22 protein-coding genes are annotated in these 24,175 nt (G+C 71.8%); 16 read left to right on the top strand and 6 right to left on the bottom strand.

All coding sequences use genetic code 11. The annotated features are described in order from the left end of the window. Window positions 1-20: 20 nt before the first annotated feature. Window positions 21-1,172: an NADH-quinone oxidoreductase subunit D gene (locus ACZ4IF_RS30915; protein WP_359491888.1), complete on the top strand. Its 1,152-nt coding sequence runs from the start codon at window positions 21-23 to the stop codon at window positions 1,170-1,172. Between the two features lie 136 nt (window positions 1,173-1,308). On the opposite strand, the gene ACZ4IF_RS30910 is transcribed toward ACZ4IF_RS30915, so the two are convergent. Next, complete coding sequence (locus tag ACZ4IF_RS30910; protein ID WP_467568664.1) at window positions 1,309-2,346, bottom strand: SAM-dependent methyltransferase; 1,038 nt, start codon at window positions 2,344-2,346, stop codon at window positions 1,309-1,311. A 251-nt stretch (window positions 2,347-2,597) separates the two neighbouring features. Between ACZ4IF_RS30910 and ACZ4IF_RS30905 the strand changes: the two genes are divergently transcribed. The 3 genes from ACZ4IF_RS30905 to ACZ4IF_RS30895 all read left to right on the top strand — a co-directional run bounded on the left by ACZ4IF_RS30905 (window position 2,598) and on the right by ACZ4IF_RS30895 (window position 5,269). Next, window positions 2,598-3,803, top strand: coding sequence for a sensor histidine kinase (locus tag ACZ4IF_RS30905; RefSeq protein WP_467568662.1), 1,206 nt, complete (start codon window positions 2,598-2,600; stop codon window positions 3,801-3,803). Between the two features lie 104 nt (window positions 3,804-3,907). Next, window positions 3,908-4,579, top strand: a complete 672-nt coding sequence (locus tag ACZ4IF_RS30900; RefSeq protein ID WP_028799059.1) for a response regulator transcription factor — start codon at window positions 3,908-3,910, stop codon at window positions 4,577-4,579. 57 nt (window positions 4,580-4,636) lie between these two features. Next, complete coding sequence (locus ACZ4IF_RS30895; RefSeq protein ID WP_467568660.1) at window positions 4,637-5,269, top strand: AAA family ATPase; 633 nt, start codon at window positions 4,637-4,639, stop codon at window positions 5,267-5,269. 48 nt (window positions 5,270-5,317) lie between these two features. Here the strand turns inward: ACZ4IF_RS30895 and ACZ4IF_RS30890 are convergent, their stop codons facing one another. Further along, window positions 5,318-6,424, bottom strand: coding sequence for a DUF5937 family protein (locus ACZ4IF_RS30890; RefSeq protein ID WP_359491880.1), 1,107 nt, complete (start codon window positions 6,422-6,424; stop codon window positions 5,318-5,320). 156 nt (window positions 6,425-6,580) lie between these two features. Here ACZ4IF_RS30890 and ACZ4IF_RS30885 point away from each other — a divergent pair, with 156 nt between their 5' ends. Further along, entirely contained in the window at window positions 6,581-6,799 is a 219-nt protein-coding gene (locus tag ACZ4IF_RS30885; RefSeq protein ID WP_467568657.1) for a hypothetical protein, read from the top strand. Between the two features lie 157 nt (window positions 6,800-6,956). Here ACZ4IF_RS30885 and ACZ4IF_RS30880 read toward each other — a convergent pair whose 3' ends face one another. After that, the gene (locus ACZ4IF_RS30880) at window positions 6,957-8,174 is read right to left on the bottom strand and encodes a threonine aldolase family protein (RefSeq protein WP_467568655.1); all 1,218 of its coding nucleotides are present in this window, start codon (window positions 8,172-8,174) and stop codon (window positions 6,957-6,959) included. Between the two features lie 172 nt (window positions 8,175-8,346). Here ACZ4IF_RS30880 and ACZ4IF_RS30875 point away from each other — a divergent pair, with 172 nt between their 5' ends. The 10 genes from ACZ4IF_RS30875 to ACZ4IF_RS30830 all read left to right on the top strand — a co-directional run bounded on the left by ACZ4IF_RS30875 (window position 8,347) and on the right by ACZ4IF_RS30830 (window position 16,742). Then, window positions 8,347-9,294 carry a Rossmann-like and DUF2520 domain-containing protein gene (locus ACZ4IF_RS30875; RefSeq protein WP_467568653.1) on the top strand — a complete coding sequence of 316 codons (948 nt, stop codon included), beginning with the start codon at window positions 8,347-8,349 and terminating at the stop codon, window positions 9,292-9,294. Between the two features lie 133 nt (window positions 9,295-9,427). After that, the gene (gene panC / locus ACZ4IF_RS30870; protein WP_467568651.1) at window positions 9,428-10,420 is read left to right on the top strand and encodes a pantoate--beta-alanine ligase; all 993 of its coding nucleotides are present in this window, start codon (window positions 9,428-9,430) and stop codon (window positions 10,418-10,420) included. Further along, a complete protein-coding gene (locus ACZ4IF_RS30865) occupies window positions 10,417-12,180 on the top strand; it encodes an L-aspartate oxidase (RefSeq protein ID WP_467568649.1) in 1,764 nt (587 codons plus the stop codon). Before panC ends, ACZ4IF_RS30865 begins: the two co-directional genes overlap by 4 nt. A gap of 5 nt (window positions 12,181-12,185) precedes the next feature. Beyond that, complete coding sequence (gene nadC / locus ACZ4IF_RS30860) at window positions 12,186-13,163, top strand: carboxylating nicotinate-nucleotide diphosphorylase (RefSeq protein ID WP_028799051.1); 978 nt, start codon at window positions 12,186-12,188, stop codon at window positions 13,161-13,163. A gap of 8 nt (window positions 13,164-13,171) precedes the next feature. Next, a complete protein-coding gene (locus ACZ4IF_RS30855; RefSeq protein WP_467568647.1) occupies window positions 13,172-13,969 on the top strand; it encodes a type III pantothenate kinase in 798 nt (265 codons plus the stop codon). A 211-nt stretch (window positions 13,970-14,180) separates the two neighbouring features. Then, complete coding sequence (locus ACZ4IF_RS30850; protein WP_467568966.1) at window positions 14,181-14,789, top strand: hypothetical protein; 609 nt, start codon at window positions 14,181-14,183, stop codon at window positions 14,787-14,789. Between the two features lie 13 nt (window positions 14,790-14,802). Continuing rightward, complete coding sequence (locus ACZ4IF_RS30845) at window positions 14,803-14,982, top strand: hypothetical protein (RefSeq protein ID WP_467568645.1); 180 nt, start codon at window positions 14,803-14,805, stop codon at window positions 14,980-14,982. Window positions 14,983-15,157: 175 nt separating this feature from the next. Next, entirely contained in the window at window positions 15,158-15,598 is a 441-nt protein-coding gene (locus ACZ4IF_RS30840; protein ID WP_467568643.1) for a BlaI/MecI/CopY family transcriptional regulator, read from the top strand. A gap of 9 nt (window positions 15,599-15,607) precedes the next feature. Then, the gene (locus ACZ4IF_RS30835) at window positions 15,608-16,177 is read left to right on the top strand and encodes an amino-acid N-acetyltransferase (RefSeq protein ID WP_095935742.1); all 570 of its coding nucleotides are present in this window, start codon (window positions 15,608-15,610) and stop codon (window positions 16,175-16,177) included. Between the two features lie 226 nt (window positions 16,178-16,403). Further along, window positions 16,404-16,742 carry a histone-like nucleoid-structuring protein Lsr2 gene (locus ACZ4IF_RS30830; RefSeq protein WP_028799045.1) on the top strand — a complete coding sequence of 113 codons (339 nt, stop codon included), beginning with the start codon at window positions 16,404-16,406 and terminating at the stop codon, window positions 16,740-16,742. Here ACZ4IF_RS30830 and ACZ4IF_RS30825 read toward each other — a convergent pair. Next, window positions 16,721-17,422, bottom strand: coding sequence for an SCO3374 family protein (locus ACZ4IF_RS30825; protein ID WP_467568640.1), 702 nt, complete (start codon window positions 17,420-17,422; stop codon window positions 16,721-16,723). The two genes, ACZ4IF_RS30830 and ACZ4IF_RS30825, sit on opposite strands and share 22 nt — an antisense overlap. A 430-nt stretch (window positions 17,423-17,852) precedes the next feature. Between ACZ4IF_RS30825 and ACZ4IF_RS30820 the strand changes: the two genes are divergently transcribed. Further along, window positions 17,853-20,378, top strand: a complete 2,526-nt coding sequence (locus ACZ4IF_RS30820) for an ATP-dependent Clp protease ATP-binding subunit (RefSeq protein WP_095935746.1) — start codon at window positions 17,853-17,855, stop codon at window positions 20,376-20,378. Between the two features lie 105 nt (window positions 20,379-20,483). Here the strand turns inward: ACZ4IF_RS30820 and ACZ4IF_RS30815 are convergent, their stop codons facing one another. Then, on the bottom strand, window positions 20,484-23,798 hold the full coding sequence (locus tag ACZ4IF_RS30815; RefSeq protein WP_467568638.1) for an NACHT domain-containing protein: 3,315 nt from the start codon (window positions 23,796-23,798) through the stop codon (window positions 20,484-20,486). Further along, window positions 23,798-24,148 carry a trypco2 family protein gene (locus ACZ4IF_RS30810; protein ID WP_467568636.1) on the bottom strand — a complete coding sequence of 117 codons (351 nt, stop codon included), beginning with the start codon at window positions 24,146-24,148 and terminating at the stop codon, window positions 23,798-23,800. Before ACZ4IF_RS30810 ends, ACZ4IF_RS30815 begins: the two co-directional genes overlap by 1 nt. Between the last annotated feature and the right edge of the window lie 27 nt (window positions 24,149-24,175).

Genomic DNA, 24,175 nt, shown 5'->3' with positions numbered 1-24,175 from the left:
ACGTACGAGAGACTGTCACCATGACTCCTACGACGGAGACCATGGTCGGTATCGGCGGCGCCGCGGAGAGCACCGACATGGTGCTCAACATCGGCCCCCAGCACCCCTCGACCCACGGCGTGCTGAGGCTGCGGCTCGTGCTCGACGGCGAGCGGATCCAGCACGCGGAGCCGGTCATCGGCTACATGCACCGCGGGGCGGAGAAGCTCTTCGAGGCGCGTGACTACCGCCAGATCATCATGCTCGCCAACCGGCACGACTGGCTGTCCGCGTTCTCGAACGAGCTGGGCGTGGTCCTCGCCGTGGAGCGGATGCTCGGCATGGAGGTCCCCGAGCGGGCGGTGTGGATGCGCACGCTGCTCGCCGAGCTCAACCGCGTCCTGAACCACCTGATGTTCCTCGGCTCCTACCCGCTGGAACTGGGCGGGATCACGCCGATCTTCCACGCCTTCCGCGAGCGCGAGGAACTCCAGCACGTCATGGAGGAGATCTCTGGCGGGCGCATGCACTACATGTTCAACCGGGTCGGGGGCCTCAAGGAGGACCTGCCCGCCGGATGGACCTCACGCGCGCGTGCCTCCGTCGCGGCCCTGCGCTCGCGCATGGACATCTACGACGACCTGGTGCTCGGCAACGAGATCTTCCGGGGGCGTACGCGCGGTGTCGGGGTGCTCGCGCCGGAGACCGTGCACGCGTACGGGGTGAGCGGGCCGATCGCGCGTGCCTCCGGGGTGGACTTCGACCTGCGCCGGGACGAGCCGTACCTCGCGTACGGAGACCTCCAGGACACCCTGAAGGTCGTCGTCCGCGAGGAAGGCGACTGCCTGGCCCGCTTCGAGTCCCTCCTGGAGCAGACCCACAACGCGCTCGACCTCGCGGACGCCTGCCTCGACCGGCTCGCCGAGCTGCCGCCCGGGCCCGTCAACCAGCGGCTGCCCAAGGTCCTGAAGGCGCCCGAGGGCCACACGTACGCGTGGACCGAGAACCCCCTCGGCATCAACGGCTACTACCTGGTCAGCAAGGGCGAGAAGACCCCGTACCGGCTGAAGCTGCGCTCCGCCTCGTACAACAACATCCAGGCGCTGACCGAGCTGCTGCCGGGCACGCTGGTGGCCGACATGGTGGCGATCCTGGGCTCGCTGTTCTTCGTGGTCGGGGACATCGACAAGTAGTGCCGTCGGGCGGGGCCCGCCGGGCCGGTCCTTCCCGTCGGCCGGGTGGTCCCTCGGGTCGGGCCTCCGCCGGGTCGGGCCTCCTTCGTCCACCCTCCGTCGGGTCCGGTGCCTCCCGTCGTGCGGGCCGCGTGTCTCAGGGCGTGCGCGGGTCTCCGGGAGCGAGCAGGTCGTCGAACCGGGCCGTCGGGATCCCGACCGGTTGGAGAAGCCAGCCGAAGTCGCCGAGGCCCCCGGACGCGGTGAGCTCGGCGGCGGCCCCCGCGCCCGCCAGCGCGCGCACGTAGGCCGCGGGGTCCGTGGAGGCGAGCGCGAGCGGGGGGCGCGCACCGCTCACGCCCAGCGCGCGCAGCGCCGTGCGCTGCGTCGTCACCCGGCCTCCGGGCAGCGCGCACGCGTCGAGCGCCACGTGCGCGGTGATGTCGCACGACCCGTCCGGCACCGGCGCCGTCTCCCGGCCCTCCCGGAAGCTGGTGAGCGTCCCGAAGGGCGGCCGGCCGGCGGCGATGTGCGCGTAGTCGGCGGCGACGGCGAGCCCGCGGTCCAGGCTCGCCACCGCGGCGGCCCAGGCGGTGTCCCTGGGGAGCCCGATCTCGGCCCGCGCGCCCACGGGGGACGGCGGCTCCGCGGGCAGCGGCCACCAGCGCCGCAGCCACCGCTCGTCCGCCCCCGTCACCGGCTCCCCGAGACGCTCTGTGCCGTCCTCCCGTACGAGGACCAGGCGGCGTACTCCCTCGGCGTCGACCTCGGCGACGTCCACGGGCACGTTGTCCAGCCACTCGTTGGCGAACAGCAGCCCGGTGATCCCCTGCGGGGGCCCGGCCGACCACTCGATCCGGTGATCGAGGCCCGTGGGGCGGTCGGCGCGCTCGACCGCGTACCCGCGCGCGCGGGTGGCCACCTCCGCGGGGAGCGCGGCGAGCACGCCGGTCACCAGCTCGCCGCGGCCCGCCGCCATGTCCACGAAGTCCAGCCGGGCGGGGCGGCCGAGCGCCTCGTCGACCCGGCACAGCAGCCGGGCCACGGCACCGGCGAAGAGCGGGGAGGCGTGCACCGAGGTGCGGAAGTGGCCGGCGGGGCCCTCGGGCCTGCGGTAGAAGCCGGACGGCCCGTACAGCGCCTCCTCCGTCGCCTCGCGCCAACCCCGCCACTCGCCCGCCGCCTCGCGTCTCACCGGGCCAGGCTAGGGCCTGCCGGTCCACCCGGCCGGGCCCGGGCGGTGGGGCCGGCCCGGCGGGAAGTCCCGGCGAAAGGCGCCGCGACGGTACGGACCCCGTCCCGGTCGGCCGGGTCCGGGACCGGGCCACCAGGGGGCTTCAGCCGTCAGGAAGGGGTGAGCCTCCACCTTGGGGAGTACGAGCACCGGTTGCGGATCGACCCTCCGGTTGACCCCTGCACACTGCACGCTTCCCTACTCTGGGTTACGTGCAGCGCCTCTATGACTTCCTCCGCAGGCACCCGACATGGGTCGACAGCTTCTGGGCCGTCGTCCTGTTCGGGATCACCTGCGCGAACCTCGTGAGCGTCAACGGGGCCCCGGAGCAGCACGGGGCGCCCGCCGTGGCGTTCCCGATCGCCGTACTCCTGTGCGTCGTCGTCGCGCTGCGCCGCCGTATGCCCGAGAAGATGCTCGTCCTGGCCGCTGCGCTGGGCCTTCTCCAGTTGATCACCGACGTCGAGGTGATGCCCGCCGACTTCGCCATGATGGTGATCATCTTCACCGTTGCGGCCGACGGCGCCCGCTGGGCCTCCCGGTTCGCGCTGACGGGCGGCCTCAGCGCGGGGTTCCTCTCGCAGCTGCGCTGGCCTGCCCAGGAGGCGGGCGGCCTGAACGTCGTCCTCATAGCCGTCTTCCAGACCGTGCCCTTCGCGCTCGCCTGGGTGCTCGGTGACTCGCTGCGCACCCGCCGCGCCTACCTCGCCCAGCTGGAGGAGCGGGCCGCGCGACTGGAGAAGGAGCGCGAGGCGCAGTCCAAGGTCGCCGTCGCCGCCGAGCGCGCCCGGATCGCACGCGAGCTGCACGACGTGGTCGCGCACAACGTCTCGGTGATGGTCGTCCAGGCGGACGGTGCCGCCTACGTCATGGACACCGCGCCGGACCAGGCCAAGAAGGCGCTGGAGACCATCTCCGGGACCGGCCGCCAGGCGCTCGCCGAGATGCGCCGGCTGCTCGGCGTGCTGCGCACCGGCGAGCACCAGGAGAGCGGCGAGTACGTGCCGCAGCCGGACGTCGAGCAGCTCGACGACCTCATCGAGCAGTGCCGCACCGCAGGCCTCCCCGTCGACTTCAAGGTCGAGGGGACCCCGCGCCCGTTGCCCAGCGGTGTGGAGCTCACGGCGTACCGGATCGTGCAGGAGGCGCTCACCAACACGCGCAAGCACGGCGGTCCGAACACCGGTGCGAGCGTGCGCCTGGTCTACTTCGACGACGGCCTCGGCCTGCTCGTCGAGGACGACGGCAAGGGCGCGCCCCACGAGCTGTACGAGGAGGGCGGCGCCGACGGCCAGGGTCACGGCCTGATCGGCATGCGCGAACGCGTCGGTATGGTCGGCGGCACCCTGGACGCGGGGCCGCGCCCTGGTGGAGGCTTCCGCATCAGCGCGCTGCTGCCGCTGAAACCGGCCCACTGACCACGGCCCACTGACACCTGTAACGACCGTTTCCGACTGTTTTCAACTGTTTCTGGCTGTTCCCAAAGCTTTTCGGCCTTTGGTGGAGAGGGAAGAGGACCCCGATGGCGATCCGAGTCATGCTCGTCGACGACCAGGTGCTGCTGCGCACCGGTTTCCGGATGGTGCTCGCCGCCCAGCCGGACATGGAGGTCGTGGCCGAGGCGGGCGACGGGGTCGAGGCCCTCCAGGTGCTGCGCACCACCGCGGTCGACGTGGTCCTGATGGACGTGCGTATGCCGAAGCTCGACGGCGTCGAGACGACCCGGCGGATCTGTTCCGATCCCAATCCGCCGAAGGTGCTGATCCTGACCACCTTCGACCTCGACGAGTACGCCTTCTCCGGGCTGAAGGCCGGCGCCTCCGGCTTCATGCTCAAGGACGTGCCCCCGGGAGAGCTGCTCACCGCCATCCGGTCCGTGCACAGCGGCGACGCCGTGGTCGCCCCCTCCACCACCAGGCGGCTGCTCGACCGCTTCGCCCCGATGCTGCCCAGCGCGGGCAAGCAGCCGCAGCACAAGGAACTGGAGCGACTCACCGACCGTGAGCGCGAGGTCATGGTCCTGGTCGCGCAGGGCCTGTCCAACGGCGAGATCGCGGCGCGCCTCGTGCTGTCCGAGGCGACCGTGAAGACGCACGTCGGGCGGATCCTGACCAAGCTGGGGCTGCGCGACCGGGTGCAGGTGGTCGTGCTCGCCTACGAGACGGGGCTCGTGCGCGCGGGCGGACACGGCTGACCCGGGGCGGACCGGGGGCGTGACCCCGGCGTGACCGTCGGCCACTAGGGTCTGCGCATGCTCCTGTGGATCAACGGCCCCTTCGGGGGCGGAAAGACACAGACCGCACACGAGATCCGGCGACGGCTGCCCGGAAGCGTCATCTGCGACCCGGAACACGCGGGTTTCGGCCTGCGTCGCATGCTGCCTCCCGAACTGCGCGGCGATTTCCAGGACTTGGCGTCCTGGCGCGAGGGTGTGGTCGAGGTGCTGGACCTCGCCCTCGCCAAGCACGACGGCGTGGTCATCGTCCCCATGACGGTCACGAACTCCCGCTATTTCGAGGAGACGGTCGGCCGGCTGCGCGAACGGGGCCACGACGTACGGCACTTCGCGCTGCTCGCCGAGCGCGAGACCGTGCTCCGGCGGCTGCGGGAGCGCGGCTTCGGGCACCTCCTGCGGTACGTCGCGGGCAAGGACGCCCCGCTGCGCCGCGAGAGCTGGGCCGTGCAGCAGCTCGATCACTGCCTGGAGCGGCTGCGTGAGGCCGAGTTCGCCGAGCACCTGTGGACCGACCACACGACGGTGGCCAAGACGGCGGACCGGATCGCCGTACTGGCGGGGCTGACGCTCACGCCGAACCGCGACGGGGCGCTGCGGGGGCGGCTGCGCAGGGCGTGGACGGGCGTGCGGCACATCCGGTTCGACTGACCCGGGCGGAACGGCTTGCGACCTCTTGCGGCGCGAGCCGTGCGGGGGTCAGCGCAGGACGCTCTCCAGGAAGTCGCTGCCCAGTCGGGCCACCACGGTGACGTCCAGCTGGTGCAGCACGTACCGGCCGCGGCGGCGCGTGGAGATCAGACCCGCCTTCTTGAGCACGCCCAGGTGACGGGATATCTCGGGCGCCGTCATCCCGTGCACCTGCGCCAGCTCGCCGGTGGTGTAGGCGCTGCGGGCCAGATGACGGCAGATCCGCATCCGGACCGGGTGGGACAGCGCGGTCATCCGCCGGGACAGCTCCTCGACTGAGGGCGGCGCGGCGAGCTCGGGCGAGCCCACGGGGTAGTGCAGCACGGGCTGCCAGCCGGGCCGGTGCAGCACCATCAGGTGCGGCCGTCCGAGGCTGGTGGGGACGAGGAGCAGACCGCCGTCCGCCGTGACCGTGTGTCCCTCCGTCAGCTTGTCGACGGTGAGCCGCCCGGCCGCCTCGTCCAGCGACACCGCGGGGGAGACGGACGTCAGCGCCTCGGCGGGGCCCTTGTGCCGCAGCAGGTCCGTCTTGTGGCGGGCCTCCGCGGCGAGCTGGTGGCGCAGCCGGGACCAGGTCTCCGCGAAGAACGCCTCGTCGCAGTCCTGAAGGAACTGCCTCAGCCAGGCCCGCACGCGCGGCGGATCCTCCAGGAGGCGCTGGGTGAAGCGGGTCTGCTGCGGTCCGCGCGAGGCGGCCAGGTCCACGGCGCGGCGCCGCACCTCGGGGTCGGAGAGATAGCCGGGCTCCTGCGAGCCGTACGCCAGCGCGCAGGTGAACTCCAGCGCCGCGTCCACGAACTGCTCGTCCGTCAGCTTGTCCAGCAGGTCCAGGTCGTCGGCGAGCGTCGCGCCCGGCAGCGTGTTTCCGCCGGGGATGCCGGCGAAGGGCAGGAACAGGTCCGAGAACGTCGTCCGCCACAGGAAGTCCGCCTCGCACATCCGGTCGGCGAGATGCGGGTCGAGCCGGGCCGTGACCCCGGTCGCCCAGGCCTGGAGGCCCGGGTGGTGACCCGGCTCGGCGAGGGCGTGCAGCGCCATCCCGAGCTCGGCCAGCGGGGACGGCACGACGGCGATCCGCTCCCGTCGCAGCCCGGAGATGTCGATGTGCACGCTCATGCCCCCATGGTGCACCCCGCCACCGACAACGCCGCCTTCGATTGACACCGCCCGTCAATCGGGGCGACATGCGCCGCGAGCGGGCGCAGCCTGGGAGGACACCGGGGCAACCGCGGGCCTTCGGATCCCATCTCCCGTCCCGAGAGGCGATCGGCCGTGAGCATTACCCAGCAGTACCTCCTCGACACCTACCGGTCCCGGCAGCACGGCGAGTCCGTGCCCCCGGCGCCCGGCCGGTACGACCGGCGGCTCGTGAGCGAGCTGCGCGTCCAGCGGCAGTTCCGGGCCGTACTGGCGGGACACCCGGCCCACGGGCGGATGCGGGAGGCCCTGGTCCGTCTGCTGCACGGGCGCCGCCGTCAGGTCGGCTGCTGACCCCGTGCGGGGGTGCGGGTGCGGCGCCGGGCCGGCGGGCGCTCCGGCTCGGCCGCGCCCGCCGTACACGTCAGCGCGGCAGCGGGCTCGGCCGTGCCCGCCGCGCCCGGTCACTGCGGCGGCGGGCCCACTCGCTCGCCCGCGCCCGCCGTACACGTCAGCGCGGCAGCCGCTCCACGAGGTCCTTCACGACCGACCTGACGTCCTCGGCGGTCCACTCCAGCCCCGCCGCGTCCACCGTGACCTCGGTGGACGCGAGGCCGGGACCGGCATGCCCCCACCGCTGCCCGAAGAGGCCGGCGCCCGTCTCCTCGACCTGTGCCGTGCCCGCTTCCGTGAGGACGTCGGCGTCGTACGGCAGCCATACCTGGAACTGGTGGGTGTGGGGCTGCTCGGGGTGTACGCGGGCCCAGGGCACCCCGGCCTCCGCGAACCCCTCGCGCAGCGCGGCGGCGACCACGCGCGCGTGCGCCACGTACTCGGGCAGCCGGGGCAGCTCCCGCTCCAGGCCGACGAGCGCGGCCAGGGCCGTCGGGAACTGCTGGAGGACCATGCCGCCGTACCGGTGCCGCCAGGCCTTCGCCTCGTCGACGAGCGTCCGGGGTCCCGCGACCGCCGCCCCGCCCAGGCCGCCGAGCGACTTGTAGAACGACACGTACACGCTGTCCGCGAGACCCGCGATCTCCTCCAGGGGGCGCCCGAAGTGCGTGGTGCACTCCCACAGCCGGGCCCCGTCGAAGTGGACCACCGCGTCGCGCTCCCGGGCGGCCTCCACCACCTCGGACAGCTCCTCCCAGGAGGGCAGCACGAAACCGGCGTCCCTGAGGGGCAGCTCCAGCATCAGCGCCCCGAAGGGCTCGTCGAAGTCCCGTATCTCCGCCGCGGTCGGCAGTCGCTGCCCGTCCGTCACCCGGACCGGACGCAAACCGCTGACCTGGCTGAACGCATGCCGCTCGTGGACCTCCGGATGGCTGAGCGCGTGCACCGCCACCGTGGTGTTCCCGGTGCGGCCCGCCCAGCACCGCAAGGCGACCTGCTGGGCCATCGTGCCGGTCGGGAAGAAGACCGCGGCTTCCTGGCCGAGCAGGTCCGCGACCCGTTCCTCCAGGGTCTCGACGATGCCGTCGCCGTACATGTCGACCGGCCGGTCGAGGTCGTACACGCCCTCGGCGTTCTCCGCCAGCCACGTCAGGCGCTCGCGGACCGTGTCGCGGAAGCTGGGCCGCCACAGCACCCGACGCGCCGCCCGCCACGCGGCCGCCCGCCGTTCCTTCCCCCCGTCCGCCGGCTCCGCGCCGGCCGTCGCTCCCGCCTCCGTGTCCGTGGCCGTCCCGTCCTCGTGTCGTTCCGCCGCCTCTTGCGTCCTGTCACTCATGACCGGATCATCCCGCGGGCCGACCTGACGAAGCACCCCGATTTCGGCACCCGCGTGACCTGCGGAAACCCACAGGCTGTGGACAAGGAAACAGCCGCTCGGACCAATCGCGTTAACATGACGAGAAATCGTCCGGTACCCCGAGCGGACTGGAACGGAAGGCCGCCGTCGAGTGAGTACATCGCCACAGCAAGATCCCAAGGACCGCCCCGCCAGGCTGGCCGTCGGTGTCGTCGGGGCCGGCCGGGTCGGCCCCGCGCTCGCCGCGGCGCTCCAGCTCGCCGGGCACCGGCCGGTCGCCGTCTCCGGGGTCTCCGACGCCTCCAGGCGGCGGGCCGCCGAGATGCTGCCCGACGTGCCGCTGGTGTCCCCGGCGCAGGTCCTGGAGCGTGCCGACCTGGTGCTGCTGACCGTCCCCGACGACGCCCTGCCCGCTCTCGTCGAGGGGCTGGCGGAGACCGGAGCCGTCCGGCCCGGCCAGCTGCTCGTCCACACCTCCGGGCGGTACGGCGCGCGCGTGCTGGACCCCGCGCTCCGGGCCGGTGCGCTGCCGCTCGCGCTGCACCCCGCGATGACGTTCACCGGCACCGCCGTGGACGTCCAGCGGCTCGCCGGATGCTCCTTCGGGGTCACCGCGCCCGAGGAACTGCGGCTGGCCGCCGAGGCCCTGGTGATCGAGATGGGCGGCGAGCCCGAGTGGATCGCCGAGGAGTCCCGGCCGCTGTACCACGCGGCCCTCGCGCTCGGCGCCAACCACCTGGTGACGCTGGTGGCCGAGTCCATGGACCTGCTGCGCGCCGCCGGCGTGGAGGCCCCCGACCGGATGCTCGGCCCGCTGCTCGGCGCCGCCCTGGACAACGCGCTCCGCTCGGGCGACGCCGCCCTGACCGGCCCCGTCGCCCGTGGTGACGCCGGCACCGTCGCGGCGCACGTCTCCGAGCTGCGCAGGCACGCCCCGCAGACCGTCGCGGGCTATCTGGCCATGGCCCGCGCGACCGCCGACCGCGCGCTCGCCCACGGACTGCTCAAGCCGGAGCTCGCCGAGGACCTCCTCGGGGTGCTCGCCGACGGGACCGCCGGAACCGCCGGGCCCGGAAGCGCCGAGGGAGACGCCCGATGAGCGGGGTGCGCGACGCCGCGTGCGTCGCTCGGAGCGGGGCCGCGGACCGCGCCCGTCCGGCGAACCGGGCCGCGTCCGGGACCGCAGAGGAAGGCCGCCCGACCACGCGCGTGCCGGAGAACGGAGACGCCCGATGACCACCGCCCTGCTGCGCACCGCCGACGAACTGCACGCACGCACGCGTGCGGGCCGCCGAGCCGTCGTGATGACCATGGGCGCCCTCCACGAGGGACACGCCACGCTGGTCCGCGCCGCCCGCGAGATCGCCGGGGACGGGGGCGAAGTGGTCGTCACCGTCTTCGTCAACCCGCTCCAGTTCGGCGCGGGGGAGGACCTCGACCGCTACCCGCGCACCCTGGACGCCGATCTGAAGATCGCCGAACTGGCGGGCGCCGACGTCGTCTTCGCCCCCTCCGCCGACGAGGTCTACCCGGGGGGTGAACCCCAGGTCCGTATCAGCGCGGGCCCCATGGGCGAGCGCCTGGAGGGCTCCTCGCGGCCCGGGCACTTCGACGGCATGCTCACCGTCGTCGCCAAGCTGCTGCACCTCACCCGGCCCGACGTGGCGCTGTACGGGCAGAAGGACGCGCAGCAGCTGGCCCTCATCCGCCGCATGGTCCGGGACCTGAACTTCGGCGTGGAGATCGTCGGTGTGCCCACGGTGCGGGAGGAGGACGGGCTCGCCCTCTCCAGCCGCAACCGCTACCTCTCGGCGGAGGAGCGGCGCACCGCGCTCGCCCTGTCGGGCGCCCTGTTCGCGGGCCGCGACCGGCACGCCGCCCAGGAGGCGTTGCGCGCGCGTGCCCGCGAAGTGCCCGCCACGCGCGCGCGTGCCGAGGCCCTGAGCGCCATAGGCGAGTCCCGCGCCGCCGCCGACGCCCACGCCGTGGCGAAGGCCGTCCCCGGCGGTCCCGCGGGCGTCCGCGCGGCGGCCAGGCTCGTCCTCGACGAGGCGGCCCGGACGAAGCCGCCGCTGCTTCTCGACTACCTGGCCCTGGTCGACCCCTCCGACTTCACCGAGGTCGGGGACGACTTCACCGGCGAGGCGGTCCTCGCCGTCGCCGCTCGGGTCGGGACGACCCGGTTGATCGACAACATCCCCCTCACCTTCGGAGCCGCCTCGTGACCGGCACAGGCACAGGTACTGGTATACGACTGCACGCGCCCGCCCCGGGCTGGGCCCTCACCGCCGACGTCGTGGTCGTCGGCTCCGGAGTGGCGGGCCTCACCGCGGCCCTGCGCTGCGAGGCGGCGGGTCTGCGGACCGTGGTGGTCACCAAGGCCCGTCTGGACGACGGTTCCACCCGCTGGGCGCAGGGCGGCATCGCCGCGGCCCTCGGCGAGGGCGACACCCCCGAGCAGCACCTCGACGACACCCTGGTGGCGGGCGTGGGCCTGTGCGACGAGGAGGCCGTCCGCATCCTCGTCACCGAGGGCCCCGACGCCGTACGCCGTCTCATCGCGACCGGCGCCCACTTCGACGAGTCCTCCGAGGGCGATCTGGCCCTCACCCGCGAGGGCGGCCACCACCGGCGCCGCATCGCGCACGCGGGCGGCGACGCCACGGGAGCCGAGATCTCCCGCGCCCTGGTCGAGGCGGTCCGCGCGCGTGGTCTGCGCACCGTCGAGAACGCGCTCGTCCTGGACCTCCTCACGGACGCCGACGGCCGCACCGCGGGCGTGACCCTGCACGTGATGGGAGAGGGCCAGCACGACGGCGTGGGGGCCGTGCACGCCCCCGCCGTGGTCCTCGCCACCGGCGGCATGGGACAGGTCTTCTCGGCGACCACCAATCCGTCCGTGTCCACGGGGGACGGCGTCGCGCTCGCCCTGCGCGCCGGGGCCGAGGTCAGCGACCTCGAGTTCGTGCAGTTCCACCCGACGGTGCTCTTCCTCGGCCCGGACGCGGAGGGCCAGCAGCCGCTGGTCTCGGAGGCGGTGCGCGGCGAGGGAGCCCACCTGGTCGACGCCGACGGCGTGCGCTTCATGGTCGGGCGGCACGAGCTCGCCGAGCTGGCGCCCCGGGACATCGTCGCCAAGGGCATCATGCGCCGCATGCAGGAGCGGGACGCCGAGCACATGTTCCTCGACGCCCGGCACTTCGGCGCCGAGATGTGGGAGCACCGCTTCCCGACGATCCTCGCCGCCTGCCGGGCCCATGGCATCGACCCCGTCCACGAGCCGATCCCGATCGCCCCGGCCGCCCACTACGCCTCCGGCGGAGTCCGCACCGACTCCCGGGGCCGCACCACGGTCCCGGGGCTGTACGCGTGCGGGGAGGTGGCCTGCACCGGCGTCCACGGCGCCAACCGGCTCGCCTCCAACTCGCTCCTGGAGGGCCTGGTCTACGCCGAGCGGATCGCCGCCGACATCGCGGGCAGCCGCGCGGAGAACGGTCTGCACGCGCGCGTGCCCGAGCCGGTCCCGCACCCGGAGAAGCCCGCGCACCCGCTGCTGGCGCCCGAGGCACGCTTCGCGATCCAGCGGATCATGTCGGAGGGAGCGGGCGTACTGCGCTCCGCCGAGTCCCTCGCCACCGCCGCCGACCAGCTCCAGCGGCTGCACACCGACGCGCGCGACGCCCTCGACGAGAACGGCAAGACCTCCGAGCCAGGTGTCGACACCTGGGAGGCCACCAACCTCCTGTGCGTGGCACGCGTCCTGGTCGCCGCCGCCCGGCTGCGCGGGGAGACCCGCGGCTGCCACTGGCGGGAGGACCACGCCGACCGGGACGACACACAGTGGCGCCGTCACATCGTCGTACGGCTGAATCCCGACCGGACGCTCGCGGCGCACACCACCGACACAGCAGACTTCCCCCCGACCCTCCCAGGGGGGTCCCCCGAGCCCCAGCCGGCGCTTCGGCATCGTTCTCAGGAGCAGTGACAGCAGTGAGCACCCCCGACCTTCCCCTCGCCCAGAGCGGCGGCTGCGGCGACGGCTGCGGCTGCGGCGCCGAATCGGACGACGCGTACCTGGAGTGCGGGCTCGACCCCGCGCTCGCCCAGCTCCTCGCCGACGCCGGACTCGACCCCCTGGAGGTCGAGGACGTCGCGAACGTCGCCATCCAGGAGGACCTCGACCACGGCGTGGACGTGACGACCGTCGCGACCATCCCCGAGGACGCCGTCTCCACCGCCGACTTCACCGCCCGGGACGCGGGCGTCGTCGCCGGCCTGCGGGTGGCCGAGGCGGTCATCTCCGTGGTCTGCACCGACGAGTTCGAGGTCGAGCGGCACGTGGAGGACGGCGAGCGCGTCGAGGCCGGCCAGAAGCTGCTGAGCGTCACCACCCGCACCCGTGACCTGCTCACGGCCGAACGCAGCGCGCTGAACCTCCTGTGCCGCCTCTCCGGCATCGCGACGGCCACGCGCGCGTGGGCGGACGCCCTGGAGGGCACGGGCACCCGGGTCCGCGACACCCGCAAGACGACGCCGGGTCTGCGCTCCCTGGAGAAGTTCGCCGTGCGCTGCGGCGGCGGCGTCAACCACCGCATGTCCCTCTCGGACGCCGCGCTGGTCAAGGACAACCACGTGGTCGCCGCGGGCGGTGTGGCACAGGCCTTCGAGGCCGTACGGGAGGCTTTCCCCGAGGTTCCGATCGAGGTCGAGGTCGACACGCTGCACCAGCTGCGCGAGGTCGTGGACGCGGGTGCCGACCTCATCCTTCTGGACAACTTCACGCCGGTCGAGTGCGAGGAGGCGGTGGCCATCGTCGACGGCCGGGCGCTGCTGGAGGCCTCCGGGCGGCTCACCCTCGACAACGCCGCGACGTACGCGAAGACGGGCGTCGACTTCCTCGCGGTGGGCGCGCTGACCCACTCCTCCCCGATCCTGGACATCGGCCTGGACCTGCGAGCGGCGGAGTAACCGGGACCATGCTGCTGACCATCGACGTGGGCAACACCCACACCGTCCTCGGCCTCTTCGACGGCGAGGAGATCGTCGAGCACTGGCGCATCTCCACCGACTCGCGCCGCACCGCCGACGAGCTCGCCGTGCTCCTCCAGGGCCTCATGGGCATGCACCCGCTGCTCGGCGAGGAGCTCGGCGACGGGATCGACGGCATCGCGATCTGCGCCACGGTCCCGTCCGTGCTGCACGAACTGCGCGAGGTGACCCGCCGCTACTACGGCGACGTGCCGGCCGTCCTGGTCGAGCCGGGCGTGAAGACCGGCGTGCCGATCCTCACGGACAATCCCAAGGAGGTCGGCGCCGACCGCATCATCAACGCCGTCGCGGCCGTCGAGCTGTACGGCGGGCCCGCGATCGTCGTCGACTTCGGCACGGCGACGACGTTCGACGCGGTCAGCGCCCGCGGCGAGTACATCGGCGGTGTCATCGCGCCCGGCATCGAGATCTCCGTCGACGCGCTCGGGGTCAAGGGCGCGCAGCTGCGGAAGATCGAGGTGGCCCGGCCGCGGGCGGTGATCGGCAAGAACACCGTCGAGGCCATGCAGTCCGGGATCATCTACGGCTTCGCCGGGCAGGTCGACGGGGTCGTCAACCGGATGGCCCGCGAGCTCGCCGGCGACCCCGACGACGTCACCGTCATCGCCACGGGCGGGCTGGCCCCCATGGTGCTCGGCGAGTCCTCGGTCATCGACGAGCACGAGCCGTGGCTCACGCTCATCGGGCTGCGCCTGGTGTACGAGCGGAACGTGTCGCGCATCTGAAACGTGTCGCGCATCTGAGGGGCCTCGCCGCTCCGGCAGCGCCCCGCACCGTCCCGGCCGGGGGCGGCAGCCCCCGTGTCCGGGGGCTGCCGCCCCCGGCCGTTCGGCGCCGCCGCGATGCGGACGCGCCACGATATGCCCGCTATGCGGATTTTGTCTGATTAGCGCGTATCGTCGGCGCATGCCCACGCCATACGGATCCCACGGCGGCATGGCGTTCGGTGCGGAGGAGCTGCGTGTGCTCCGCCGCGCTCTCGCCCTCGCCCTGCAGCCCAGCCCCGCCTCGGCCGAGGACGTCCAGGACTGTCTCCGCCTAGCCGAGTCCGTCGACGAGGCCGCCCGCGAAGGGGCCAGGCTCCGGGCCTTCCTGCTGGCCGACCTGGGCCGCTACCGGGCCGCGCTGCCGGGCTCGGTCGCCGGCTACCTCGCCCTCCTGGAGGAGATGCTCGTGGCCGGCTACCGGCCCGTCCCCGACGACCTCGCGGCGCTGCGGGCGCTGCGCGGCAACCCCGCGGCGGCCGCCCTCCTGGACCGCTGCCGGACTCTCGCCGAACAGGACGTGCGCACCCGGCTGGCGGGCCGCGCCGCCCCGGTGGTCCCGCAGTCCCGCACCCGTCTGCTGGCGCTGCCCGGCGGCCGGGCGGCCGACGAACCCGCGAAGAAGCCGGCGGAGCGGCCCGCCGCCGCGCCGAAGCCGCAGTCCCCGGACAGGTCACCGCGACCGGACAGGCCCATCCCCACTCCGGGTGAGGTCTTCCCCCCGAGGCGCAAGCCCACGCCGCCGCCGGCGAACCCGCCGCAGCAGCTCGCGGCGGGCTAGCTACCCTGGAGGCATGGACTACGTCTCCGCGCTCGTGCCCCCGGTAGTGATGGCCGTGTTCTTCATCGGGCTGATCGTGACGATCGTGAAGACCCAGGGTGGGGCCAACAAGGCCAAGGAGGACGCCGTCGTCGACGCCGCCCTCGCCCGCGCGGAGAGCGCCCCCCGGCCCGCGAAGGACAGCGGGGCCTGACCCGCCCGGCGCGGTTCCGGGCGGGCCCGTGCCCGCCCGCAACGCGTCCCACCTGCTCCTCCCGGCCCCCTGCGGCCCGCTCCCGCCCCTTCGACGGGACACCAGGGCGTACGACTCATACGTTTTTCGAGTCGTACGCCCTTTTTGCCGCCTATCTCCCACTATTGTGCTGAGCGTGCCTCGCCCATTGGGAGAACTCGAAGACGCGGTCATGACGCGGGTGTGGAAGTGGAACCGCCCGGTGACCGTTCGGGAAGTCCTGGAAGACCTTCAACAGGAACGGTCCATCGCGTACACGACGGTGATGACCGTTTTGGACAATCTCCATCAGAAGGGCTGGGTGCGCCGCGAGGCGGAGGGCCGGGCCTATCGATATGAGGCGGTCTCCACCCGAGCCGCCTACGCGGCCGCGCTGATGAACGACGCGTGGTCGCAGAGCGACAACCCGGCGGCCGCTCTCGTCGCCTTCTTCGGCATGATGTCGGCGGAACAGCGCGAAGCCCTGCGGGACGCCGTGCGTATGGTCCAGGGGCCGGAAACCCCCACCGGGCAGAACCCGCAGGAGGGCCCCGCGGACGAGAGCCCCGCCGCCCCCGAGGCCGACGACGGGCGATAGCGTCCGTTCATGCCAGCAGAGCATCCCGCAGAGCATCAGGCAGGGGTTTCGGCGGAGCGTCCGGAAGCCGCGGCAAAAGCCGTCACCGTCCGGCGGGCCAGGACCAGCGATGTCACGGCCGTACGACGCCTCCTGGACCAGAACGTCCGGCGCCGCATCCTGCTCGACAAAGCGACCGTGACGCTTTACGAGGACATCCAGGAGTTCTGGGTCGCGGAACGCGACGACAACGCCGAGGTGGTCGGCTGCGGTGCGCTGCACGTCATGTGGGAAGACCTCGCGGAAGTCCGCACTCTCGCGGTGAACCCTGCGGTCAAGGGCCTCGGGGTCGGACATCAGTTGCTGGAGAAGTTGCTGCAGACCGCGCGCTGGCTCGGCGTTCGACGCGTTTTCTGTCTGACCTTCGAAGTCGACTTCTTCGCGAAGCACGGCTTCGTGGAGATCGGGGAGACACCCGTCGACACCGATGTGTACGCGGAGCTCCTTCGTTCCTATGACGAGGGTGTCGCGGAGTTCCTCGGTCTCGAACGAGTGAAACCGAACACCTTGGGCAACAGCCGGATGCTTCTGCATCTGTGATCGCCCGCCGGTATTCCGGCGGAGTGCACTGCCCAGGTTCCCTATGTCCGAAACGCGCATCTTTCCGGGCCGTCGGGCCGCTGTGAGTCTCCTCCAGGGGTTTGTGTTTTTCCAGCAAAAGCGGTTTGCTTTCCGACGTACTGCAGTACTGCATATAACAGGGGACGGCGAAACGGGTGGACGCCGCAGACCCCCGGCCCTGAAGTTATCGATGAAAGGAAATCCGGTGGCACAGAAGGTTCAGGTCCTTCTTGTCGACGACCTCGACGGTGGCGAGGCGGACGAGACCGTGACGTTCGCGCTGGACGGCAAGACGTACGAAATCGATCTCACGACCGCCAATGCGGACAAGCTCCGTGGCCTTCTCGACCCCTACGTGAAGGGTGGCCGTCGCACCGGAGGCCGCGCTTCTGGAGGCCGCGGAAAGGCCCGCGTCGCTTCCGGTGGTGGCAGCCAGGACACCGCGCAGATCCGTGCCTGGGCCAAGGAGAACGGCTACGAGGTCAACGACCGTGGCCGAGTTCCCGCGTCCATTCGCGAGGCCTACGAGAAGGCCAACGGCTGAGCGCACGCGCGCCGCAGCCTCACGCGATGGCAGTGCGTCGCCATCGTGTCCACGAGTCGTACGAGATCGGGGGCGCCCCCACCGCCCCCTCCGACCGCTCGGCCGCCCAGGGCCGACAGTGTCGGCAGGGTCGGCTCGACCTCGCAGCCGGGCTCCGGGGGCCGCAGCCAGACGGCGGCCCTTCGTGAGCCCAGGCGTGTTCGCGCCCCCGGCGCGGGCCGTGCGGCGGCTCCGGCCGTCCGCTCCTCTCCCGGCGCCGCGGGCGCTCCGGTGCCGTGCCCGTGCGGCGGCCCGGCCGTGCGGTCGGCGGGCGGCCCGTCGGCGCCCCATGGAGGCGTCGGGGCCTCGATACTCCCGCCCGCACCGATGGCCGTCAGGTCCAGCGGCAGATCCCCCCACTCCAGCCAGTCGAGCAGGCCGGGCAGCTCGTCCGCGCTGCCCGCGGCCGCCAGCAGCAGCATCCGCCCGCCGCGCAGGGCCACCGGAGACGTGGGACCCAGATGCCGCAGCGCCGCGCACCCCGCCTCCGCCGGGACCTCCAGGACGTCGAACCGCAGCCCGGTGACGAGTCGCAGCGGCGGGCCGGGCACTGCCGTCCACCCCAGTTCGTTCTCGTACCAGTGCCGCACCGGATCGTCCGGGCCGAGCGGCCGGCGAGGGAGAGGGACGGTGGGGACCATGCCAGGAGAAACCGCCGGAAGCCGCCCCGGGTTACGCTGTGTATTCCTGTGAATGCGCAGAGTGCCGATTCGGGGGGCGCGTGAGGCCGGTCGGCGGCGCAAGGATGTTCGCCCATAGCGGAGGGAACCGGTGCGCGCGGCATGGAGTGTCAGTGCGTGCGGGTAAGACATCCCTAGTGGGAGAGGCGACACGCATGGCTCGGGCATCTCACGTTCGCCATCGGCGTACAGCTGGAGAGGGTATCTGCCTGGCCTGCGGGAACATCGTCTCGCACCATCGGGTTGGAGCATATGTCGGCGTTCGGGGTCAGGAGGCCAAGGACGGTGTCGGCAGTTGGAATGAGCGGTCCCCGCTTGCGGGACTAAGCTGCGGAAGGACAGGGAGGGGAGCGTCCCCTTACTGCCTGACCGCTCTGAGGAGCGATTAACGATGTTCGAGAGGTTCACCGACCGCGCGCGGCGGGTTGTCGTCCTGGCTCAGGAAGAAGCCCGGATGCTCAACCACAACTACATCGGCACCGAGCACATCCTCCTGGGCCTGATCCACGAGGGTGAAGGTGTCGCCGCAAAGGCCCTGGAGAGCCTCGGCATTTCGCTTGAGGCGGTCCGCCAGCAGGTGGAGGAGATCATCGGTCAGGGCCAGCAGGCTCCGTCCGGTCACATCCCCTTCACCCCCCGTGCCAAGAAGGTCCTGGAGCTGTCGCTCCGCGAGGCTCTTCAGCTGGGCCACAACTACATCGGCACGGAGCACATCCTGCTCGGCCTGATCCGTGAGGGCGAGGGCGTCGCCGCCCAGGTCCTGGTCAAGCTGGGCGCAGACCTCAACCGGGTGCGGCAGCAGGTCATCCAGCTGCTCTCCGGATACCAGGGCAAGGAGACCGCCGCGGCCGGCGGTCCTGCCGAGGGCACCCCCTCCACGTCCCTGGTCCTCGACCAGTTCGGCCGGAACCTCACCCAGGCCGCTCGCGAGTCCAAGCTCGACCCGGTCATCGGGCGCGAGAAGGAGATCGAGCGGGTCATGCAGGTGCTGTCCCGCCGCACCAAGAACAACCCGGTCCTCATCGGTGAGCCCGGCGTCGGCAAGACCGCCGTCGTCGAGGGCCTCGCCCAGGCCATCGTCAAGGGCGAGGTGCCCGAGACCCTCAAGGACAAGCACCTCTACACCCTGGACCTCGGTGCGCTGGTCGCCGGCTCCCGCTACCGCGGTGACTTCGAGGAGCGCCTGAAGAAGGTGCTCAAGGAGATCCGCACCCGCGGCGACATCATCCTGTTCATCGACGAGCTCCACACGCTGGTCGGTGCGGGTGCCGCCGAGGGCGCCATCGACGCCGCTTCGATCCTGAAGCCGATGCTGGCGCGCGGTGAACTCCAGACCATCGGTGCGACCACGCTCGACGAGTACCGCAAGCACCTGGAGAAGGACGCGGCCCTGGAGCGCCGCTTCCAGCCCATCCAGGTCGCGGAGCCGTCCCTGCCGCACACCATCGAGATCCTCAAGGGTCTGCGCGACCGGTACGAGGCGCACCACCGCGTCTCCATCACCGACGAGGCACTGGTGCAGGCCGCCACCCTGGCCGACCGGTACATCTCGGACCGCTTCCTGCCGGACAAGGCGATCGACCTGATCGACGAGGCCGGTTCCCGGATGCGCATCCGCCGGATGACCGCGCCGCCGGACCTCCGCGAGTTCGACGAGAAGATCGCCGGCGTCCGCCGCGACAAGGAGTCCGCGATCGACTCGCAGGACTTCGAGAAGGCCGCGTCCCTGCGCGACAAGGAGAAGCAGCTCCTGGCCGCCAAGGCCAAGCGGGAGAAGGAGTGGAAGGCCGGCGACATGGACGTCGTCGCCGAGGTCGACGGCGAGCTGATCGCCGAGGTCCTCGCGACCGCCACCGGCATCCCGGTCTTCAAGCTGACCGAGGAGGAGTCCTCGCGTCTGCTCCGCATGGAGGACGAGCTCCACAAGCGGGTCATCGGGCAGAAGGACGCCATCAAGGCGCTCTCGCAGGCGATCCGTCGTACGCGAGCGGGTCTGAAGGACCCGAAGCGTCCCGGTGGTTCGTTCATCTTCGCGGGCCCGTCGGGTGTCGGTAAGACCGAGCTCTCGAAGACCCTCGCCGAGTTCCTCTTCGGTGACGAGGACGCGCTGATCTCCCTCGACATGTCGGAGTTCAGCGAGAAGCACACGGTGTCGCGTCTCTTCGGTTCGCCCCCCGGATACGTGGGCTACGAAGAGGGCGGCCAGCTGACCGAGAAGGTCCGTCGCAAGCCGTTCTCCGTCGTCCTGTTCGACGAGGTGGAGAAGGCCCACCCGGACATCTTCAACTCGCTGCTGCAGATCCTGGAGGACGGTCGCCTGACCGACTCCCAGGGCCGGGTCGTGGACTTCAAGAACACGGTCATCATCATGACGACCAACCTCGGCACCCGGGACATCTCCAAGGGCTTCAACCTCGGCTTCGCGGCCGCGGGTGACGTCAAGACCGGCTACGAGCGCATGAAGGCCAAGGTCAACGACGAGCTGAAGCAGCACTTCCGCCCGGAGTTCCTGAACCGTGTCGACGACACGGTGGTCTTCCACCAGCTCACCGAGGAAGACATCATCCAGATCGTCGACCTCATGATCGCCAAGGTGGACGAGCGGCTGAAGGACCGGGACATGGGCATCGAGCTCAGCCCGACCGCCAAGTCGCTCCTCGCGAAGAAGGGGTACGACCCCGTCCTGGGCGCCCGGCCGCTGCGCCGGACCATCCAGCGCGAGATCGAGGACGTCCTCTCCGAGAAGATCCTCTTCGGGGAGTTGCGTCCCGGCCACATCGTGGTCGTCGACACGGAGGGCGAGGGCGACGCCAAGACCTTCACCTTCCGGGGCGAGGAGAAGTCCGCGCTCCCCGACGTCCCGCCGATCGAGCAGGCGGCCGGCGGTGCCGGGCCGAACCTGAGCAAGGACGCGTGACACCGCGCCCGCGCGGAGCATGACAGCGGCGCCCGACCGGGCGTCACGAGGGTGGCCCCCCGGAACCACGGTTTCGGGGGGCCACCCTTTTGTGCGAGAAGGGCCCTAGAACTCTCCGGGCCTCAGCACGCGCCCGTTGGCCTCGATCACCAGCCCGGGGTGATGGCCCAGCGGGGACAGGTCGAGCGGGGCGTTCCGCGGGTAGTGGAGGGTGAGGCGGACGAGCGAGGGAAATACCCGGGCGAGATCCACCGCGGAACCGCCGCGGCCCACCGATCTCAGCGTCAGACTTCGAATTCCGGGCAAGGGGTCGAGTTCGCGCGGTTTGCGGGGAAGCAACTCAAGACCTTCGATACTGGGCGGCTCGATCTGCCGGGGCAGGTACAGAGAAGGCAGCGAGAAGTCCAGGCTGTGCAGTGAAGGGGCCCTCGAAGCCGCGAGGAGCAGTGAGTGCGCGTCGCAGTCGCCCTGCACGACGAGTTCCTCCAGCAAAGGCCACTGACCGAGTTCGTTGATCACTATCGGTATCTGACTGGCGACGCGCAGATTCCGTACGTTCGGATGTCCGGCGGGCAAAGGGATATCGCTGTCGAGAAGACTTCCCACCAAGGACAGGGACGTGAGCCGGTCGAGGCGCTGAAGGGAAGCCAGATCCGCCTTCCGCACTTCGTGGAGTTCCAGGACCAGTGAGGTGAGCGCCAGTCCTTCCAGCGCGGACAGGTCCCGTACCCGCGGGCAGGTGGTGAGCCGCAGGGAAGTCAGCCCGGACAACTGCCGTGCGAAGGAGAGGGAGGCCAGGCGTGGATTGTCGACCACTTCGATTTCCCGAATGCCTTCGTGCGGCAGGACCGCGCGGAGTTCTCCGTCGTCGAGCGGTGCGTCCACGACCAGCCGGCCGATGGGCCCGCAGTGACGCAGCGCGGCCGTCATACCGTCGTCGACGACGATGACCTGGTCGTCCGCCAGATCCATGTGGGCGAGGACCTCGCGGGCGTAGTCGTCCGCCGGATAGCGCGGCCACGCCGTGGTGAGGACGGCGCGGACCTCCGGGGAGGGGTGCGGGGCGAACCGTCGCAGCAGGGGCATCGACGCGGGACCACCGATGTCGCGGACCAACTGCACCACCGTTTCGGCCTGTTCGGGGCTCAGTTCCTCGGGCCCGGGGACGAGCGGCAGTACATACGGGCCGAGGGATGTCAGTTTGGCGGCCAGGGTGGCGTCGGCCGGCGGGATCAGCGCCCGGACGCGGTCGGCGATCTCTTCCCGCACCTCCTCGTCCAGCACCACCGCGCTGATCGCGCACCGGGCCGCCAGGACGTGGATGTCGCCGCGGGTCCTGTCGTCCTCGGCCCGGTCGCCCCGCTCCACCAACCCCTCGACCAGACGCCGGACTTCGCCGCGATGGCAGTGGCCGACGGCCAGCAGGACGATGTCCTGCCACTGTTCGTCGGCCGCGTGCTGCAGCAGCTCGCCCAGACCGTCGCTCTCCTGGAGCTCCTTCGCCGCGAGATAGTCCTGGAAGGTGCGGTGGATGAACTGGACGACCTTCTCGTTGCGTTCCTGGAGGAGGCCGCTGCGGTTGAGCAGGTGGACGAGTACGTCCTGCGGAGTGCCCTGGTCGCGGACCTGGGGCATGCCGCGCATCGCGAGCTCGATCTGCCGTGCCGCCTGGGCGTGGGTGAACTCGACGTGCCCGCTGCGCGCGAGCCAGGCCGCGATGGTCTGGAGGAGCTGCTGGTGCTCCTCGACGCCCAGGCTGATGCCCTCCGGCGCGCCGACCCTGCGCAGGGTGTCCCGGCCGCCGAGGAGCATGGTCAGGGCGGCGTTGTAGAGGGACCAGCGGGATTCGGGCAGGAACCCCCTGCGGCGGCGGTGCAGTGCGCAGACGACGCCGGCCAGCAGCGGGGTGCGGGCCAGTGAGCGCAGCGTCGTGTTGTGCCGCAACTCCCGTTCCAGGGCCTGTTCCAGGGCGCGCAGATTCTCGTCCTCGGCGGCGGCCCGGTGGGCGTCGCGGAAGCCCGCGCATTCGAGGCGGGCCGCGTTGTGCCACGCCTTGGAGAAGGCCAGGATGTCGTCGTCCCGCATGGGCAGCAGGCGGAGTTCCTCGAAGTGCTCCGAGGCCAGCCAGTCGCTGGCGACGGCGAGGGGCCGCACGGTGACCAGGCAGCGGTTGTGCGGGTACATGCTCAGCAGGTCGGTCAGACGGCGCCGTGCCGCGTCCCGCTCGGCCGGCGGCACCTCGTCGATCCCGTCGACCAGGATGAGGGCGCGGCCGGCCTCCAGCACGCGGCGCGCCCATCCCTCCGGGACCCCGTCGAGGGGGAGTTCGGCGACCGAGGGAAGCTGCTGGGGCGAGGGGAAGGCCATGCCGAGGGTGGGCAGGCTGCGCATGGGGACGACGAAGGGCACCAGGTCGTTCAGTTCGGCGAGTTCGTGGCCGAGTGCCCCGCACGCCGCGTGGGAGGCGAGCCACCACACCAGGGTGGTCTTGCCAGCTCCGGCCTCACCGCGCAGCAGGGTCTTCGGGCGGCCGGCGAGGAGGTCGTTCACCCGGCGCGGCACGACGACGGAGCCCTGCGCGGGTGTGGGACCGGAGGGGCGTGCGGTGGGCACGGCCTCCAGGCTCAGATACGCGGTGTCGAGATCCCAGGTGGTCTCGGTGGTGCCGAGTTCGTCGATCCCGAAGATCTCGATCTTGCGGTAGCGGGTCCGCAGCGCGCGTGCGTAGTGCCGCTCGAACTCCTCGTCCCGGAGGTGGAATCCTGTCACCGGCTCCAGGACGGGCGGCACATGGCCCGGTTCGGCACCCATCACATGGCGGGGGAAGTCCGGCGCCTCCAGGATGCGTGACACGGGTACGGCCTCGACGCGGCGGTGGTCCCGGCCGTCCGGGACCTCCGTCACCACGCCGATGAGGACGGCCCCGGCGAACACGGGAGCCCCGGACAGTCCGGCGAGCGGTGACTCCCCGCGCCGGGGCGGGGCGACCGGCGGCCTGTCGAACTCGCACACCAGCGTCGACCGGATCCGCCCCGCCATGGGGAGCACGGTCCCCGTCAGCTGGTCGAACTCCAGGTGCTGTTCGGGCCCGTACCGTCCTACGGCGGGGAAGCCGACGGTCTGGCAGCCGGGCAGCGGGTCCGTGGTGTCGAGGACACCCCAGCGCAGCCGGGCGAGCGCCCACTTCTCCGGGGCGACCAGTTCCTCCCCGGTGAGCAGCAGCGCCACGTCGCTCTCCTCGTCCCGCCAGATCGCCCGGCCCGGGATCGGCCGCTCGCTGTCCGGGTGGACCGTGCGGATCCATTCCTTGTCCCGCAGGACGTGTGCGCTGGTCAGCACGAGGCGCGGGGACAGCATCACGCCGCTGCCCTGCGAGCCCGCCAGGACCACCACGGTCCGTTCGGCCGCCGAGCGCAGCATCACGGGGCCGTGGAGGAGCCGCGGCCGAAGGCGGCGACACTTCCCTCGGTCTCGTTGCTCACCTTCAGTGGCGCGCCGGTCCGGGCGTCCTGGGCCCGCAGGGTGAAGGACACCTTGTGCGTACGGCTGCCGGCGCGGGTGCCGTCGATGTTCGCGTCCACCACCCAGGCGCGCACCTTGGCGCCGGCCTTCATCTCCTTGCGCAGCTCTACGGTGAACTCCATCTGGATGTCGCCCAGTTCGAAGACGATGTCCTGTCCGGCCGCGTTGCGCGACGCGAGCAGCAGCTCGTCGCGGATGCTCCGTACGGCGTCGGACAGTCCGATGCGCGTCTCGTCGGGGTTGCTCATGGTCTCCCTCTTGCTGGTTCGGGCAGG

The sequence above is a fragment of the Streptomyces sp. NPDC025784 genome, assembly GCF_055558435.1.
The sequence above is the reverse complement of the archived record's forward strand: the minus strand, read 5'-3'. Positions and strand labels throughout refer to the sequence as shown.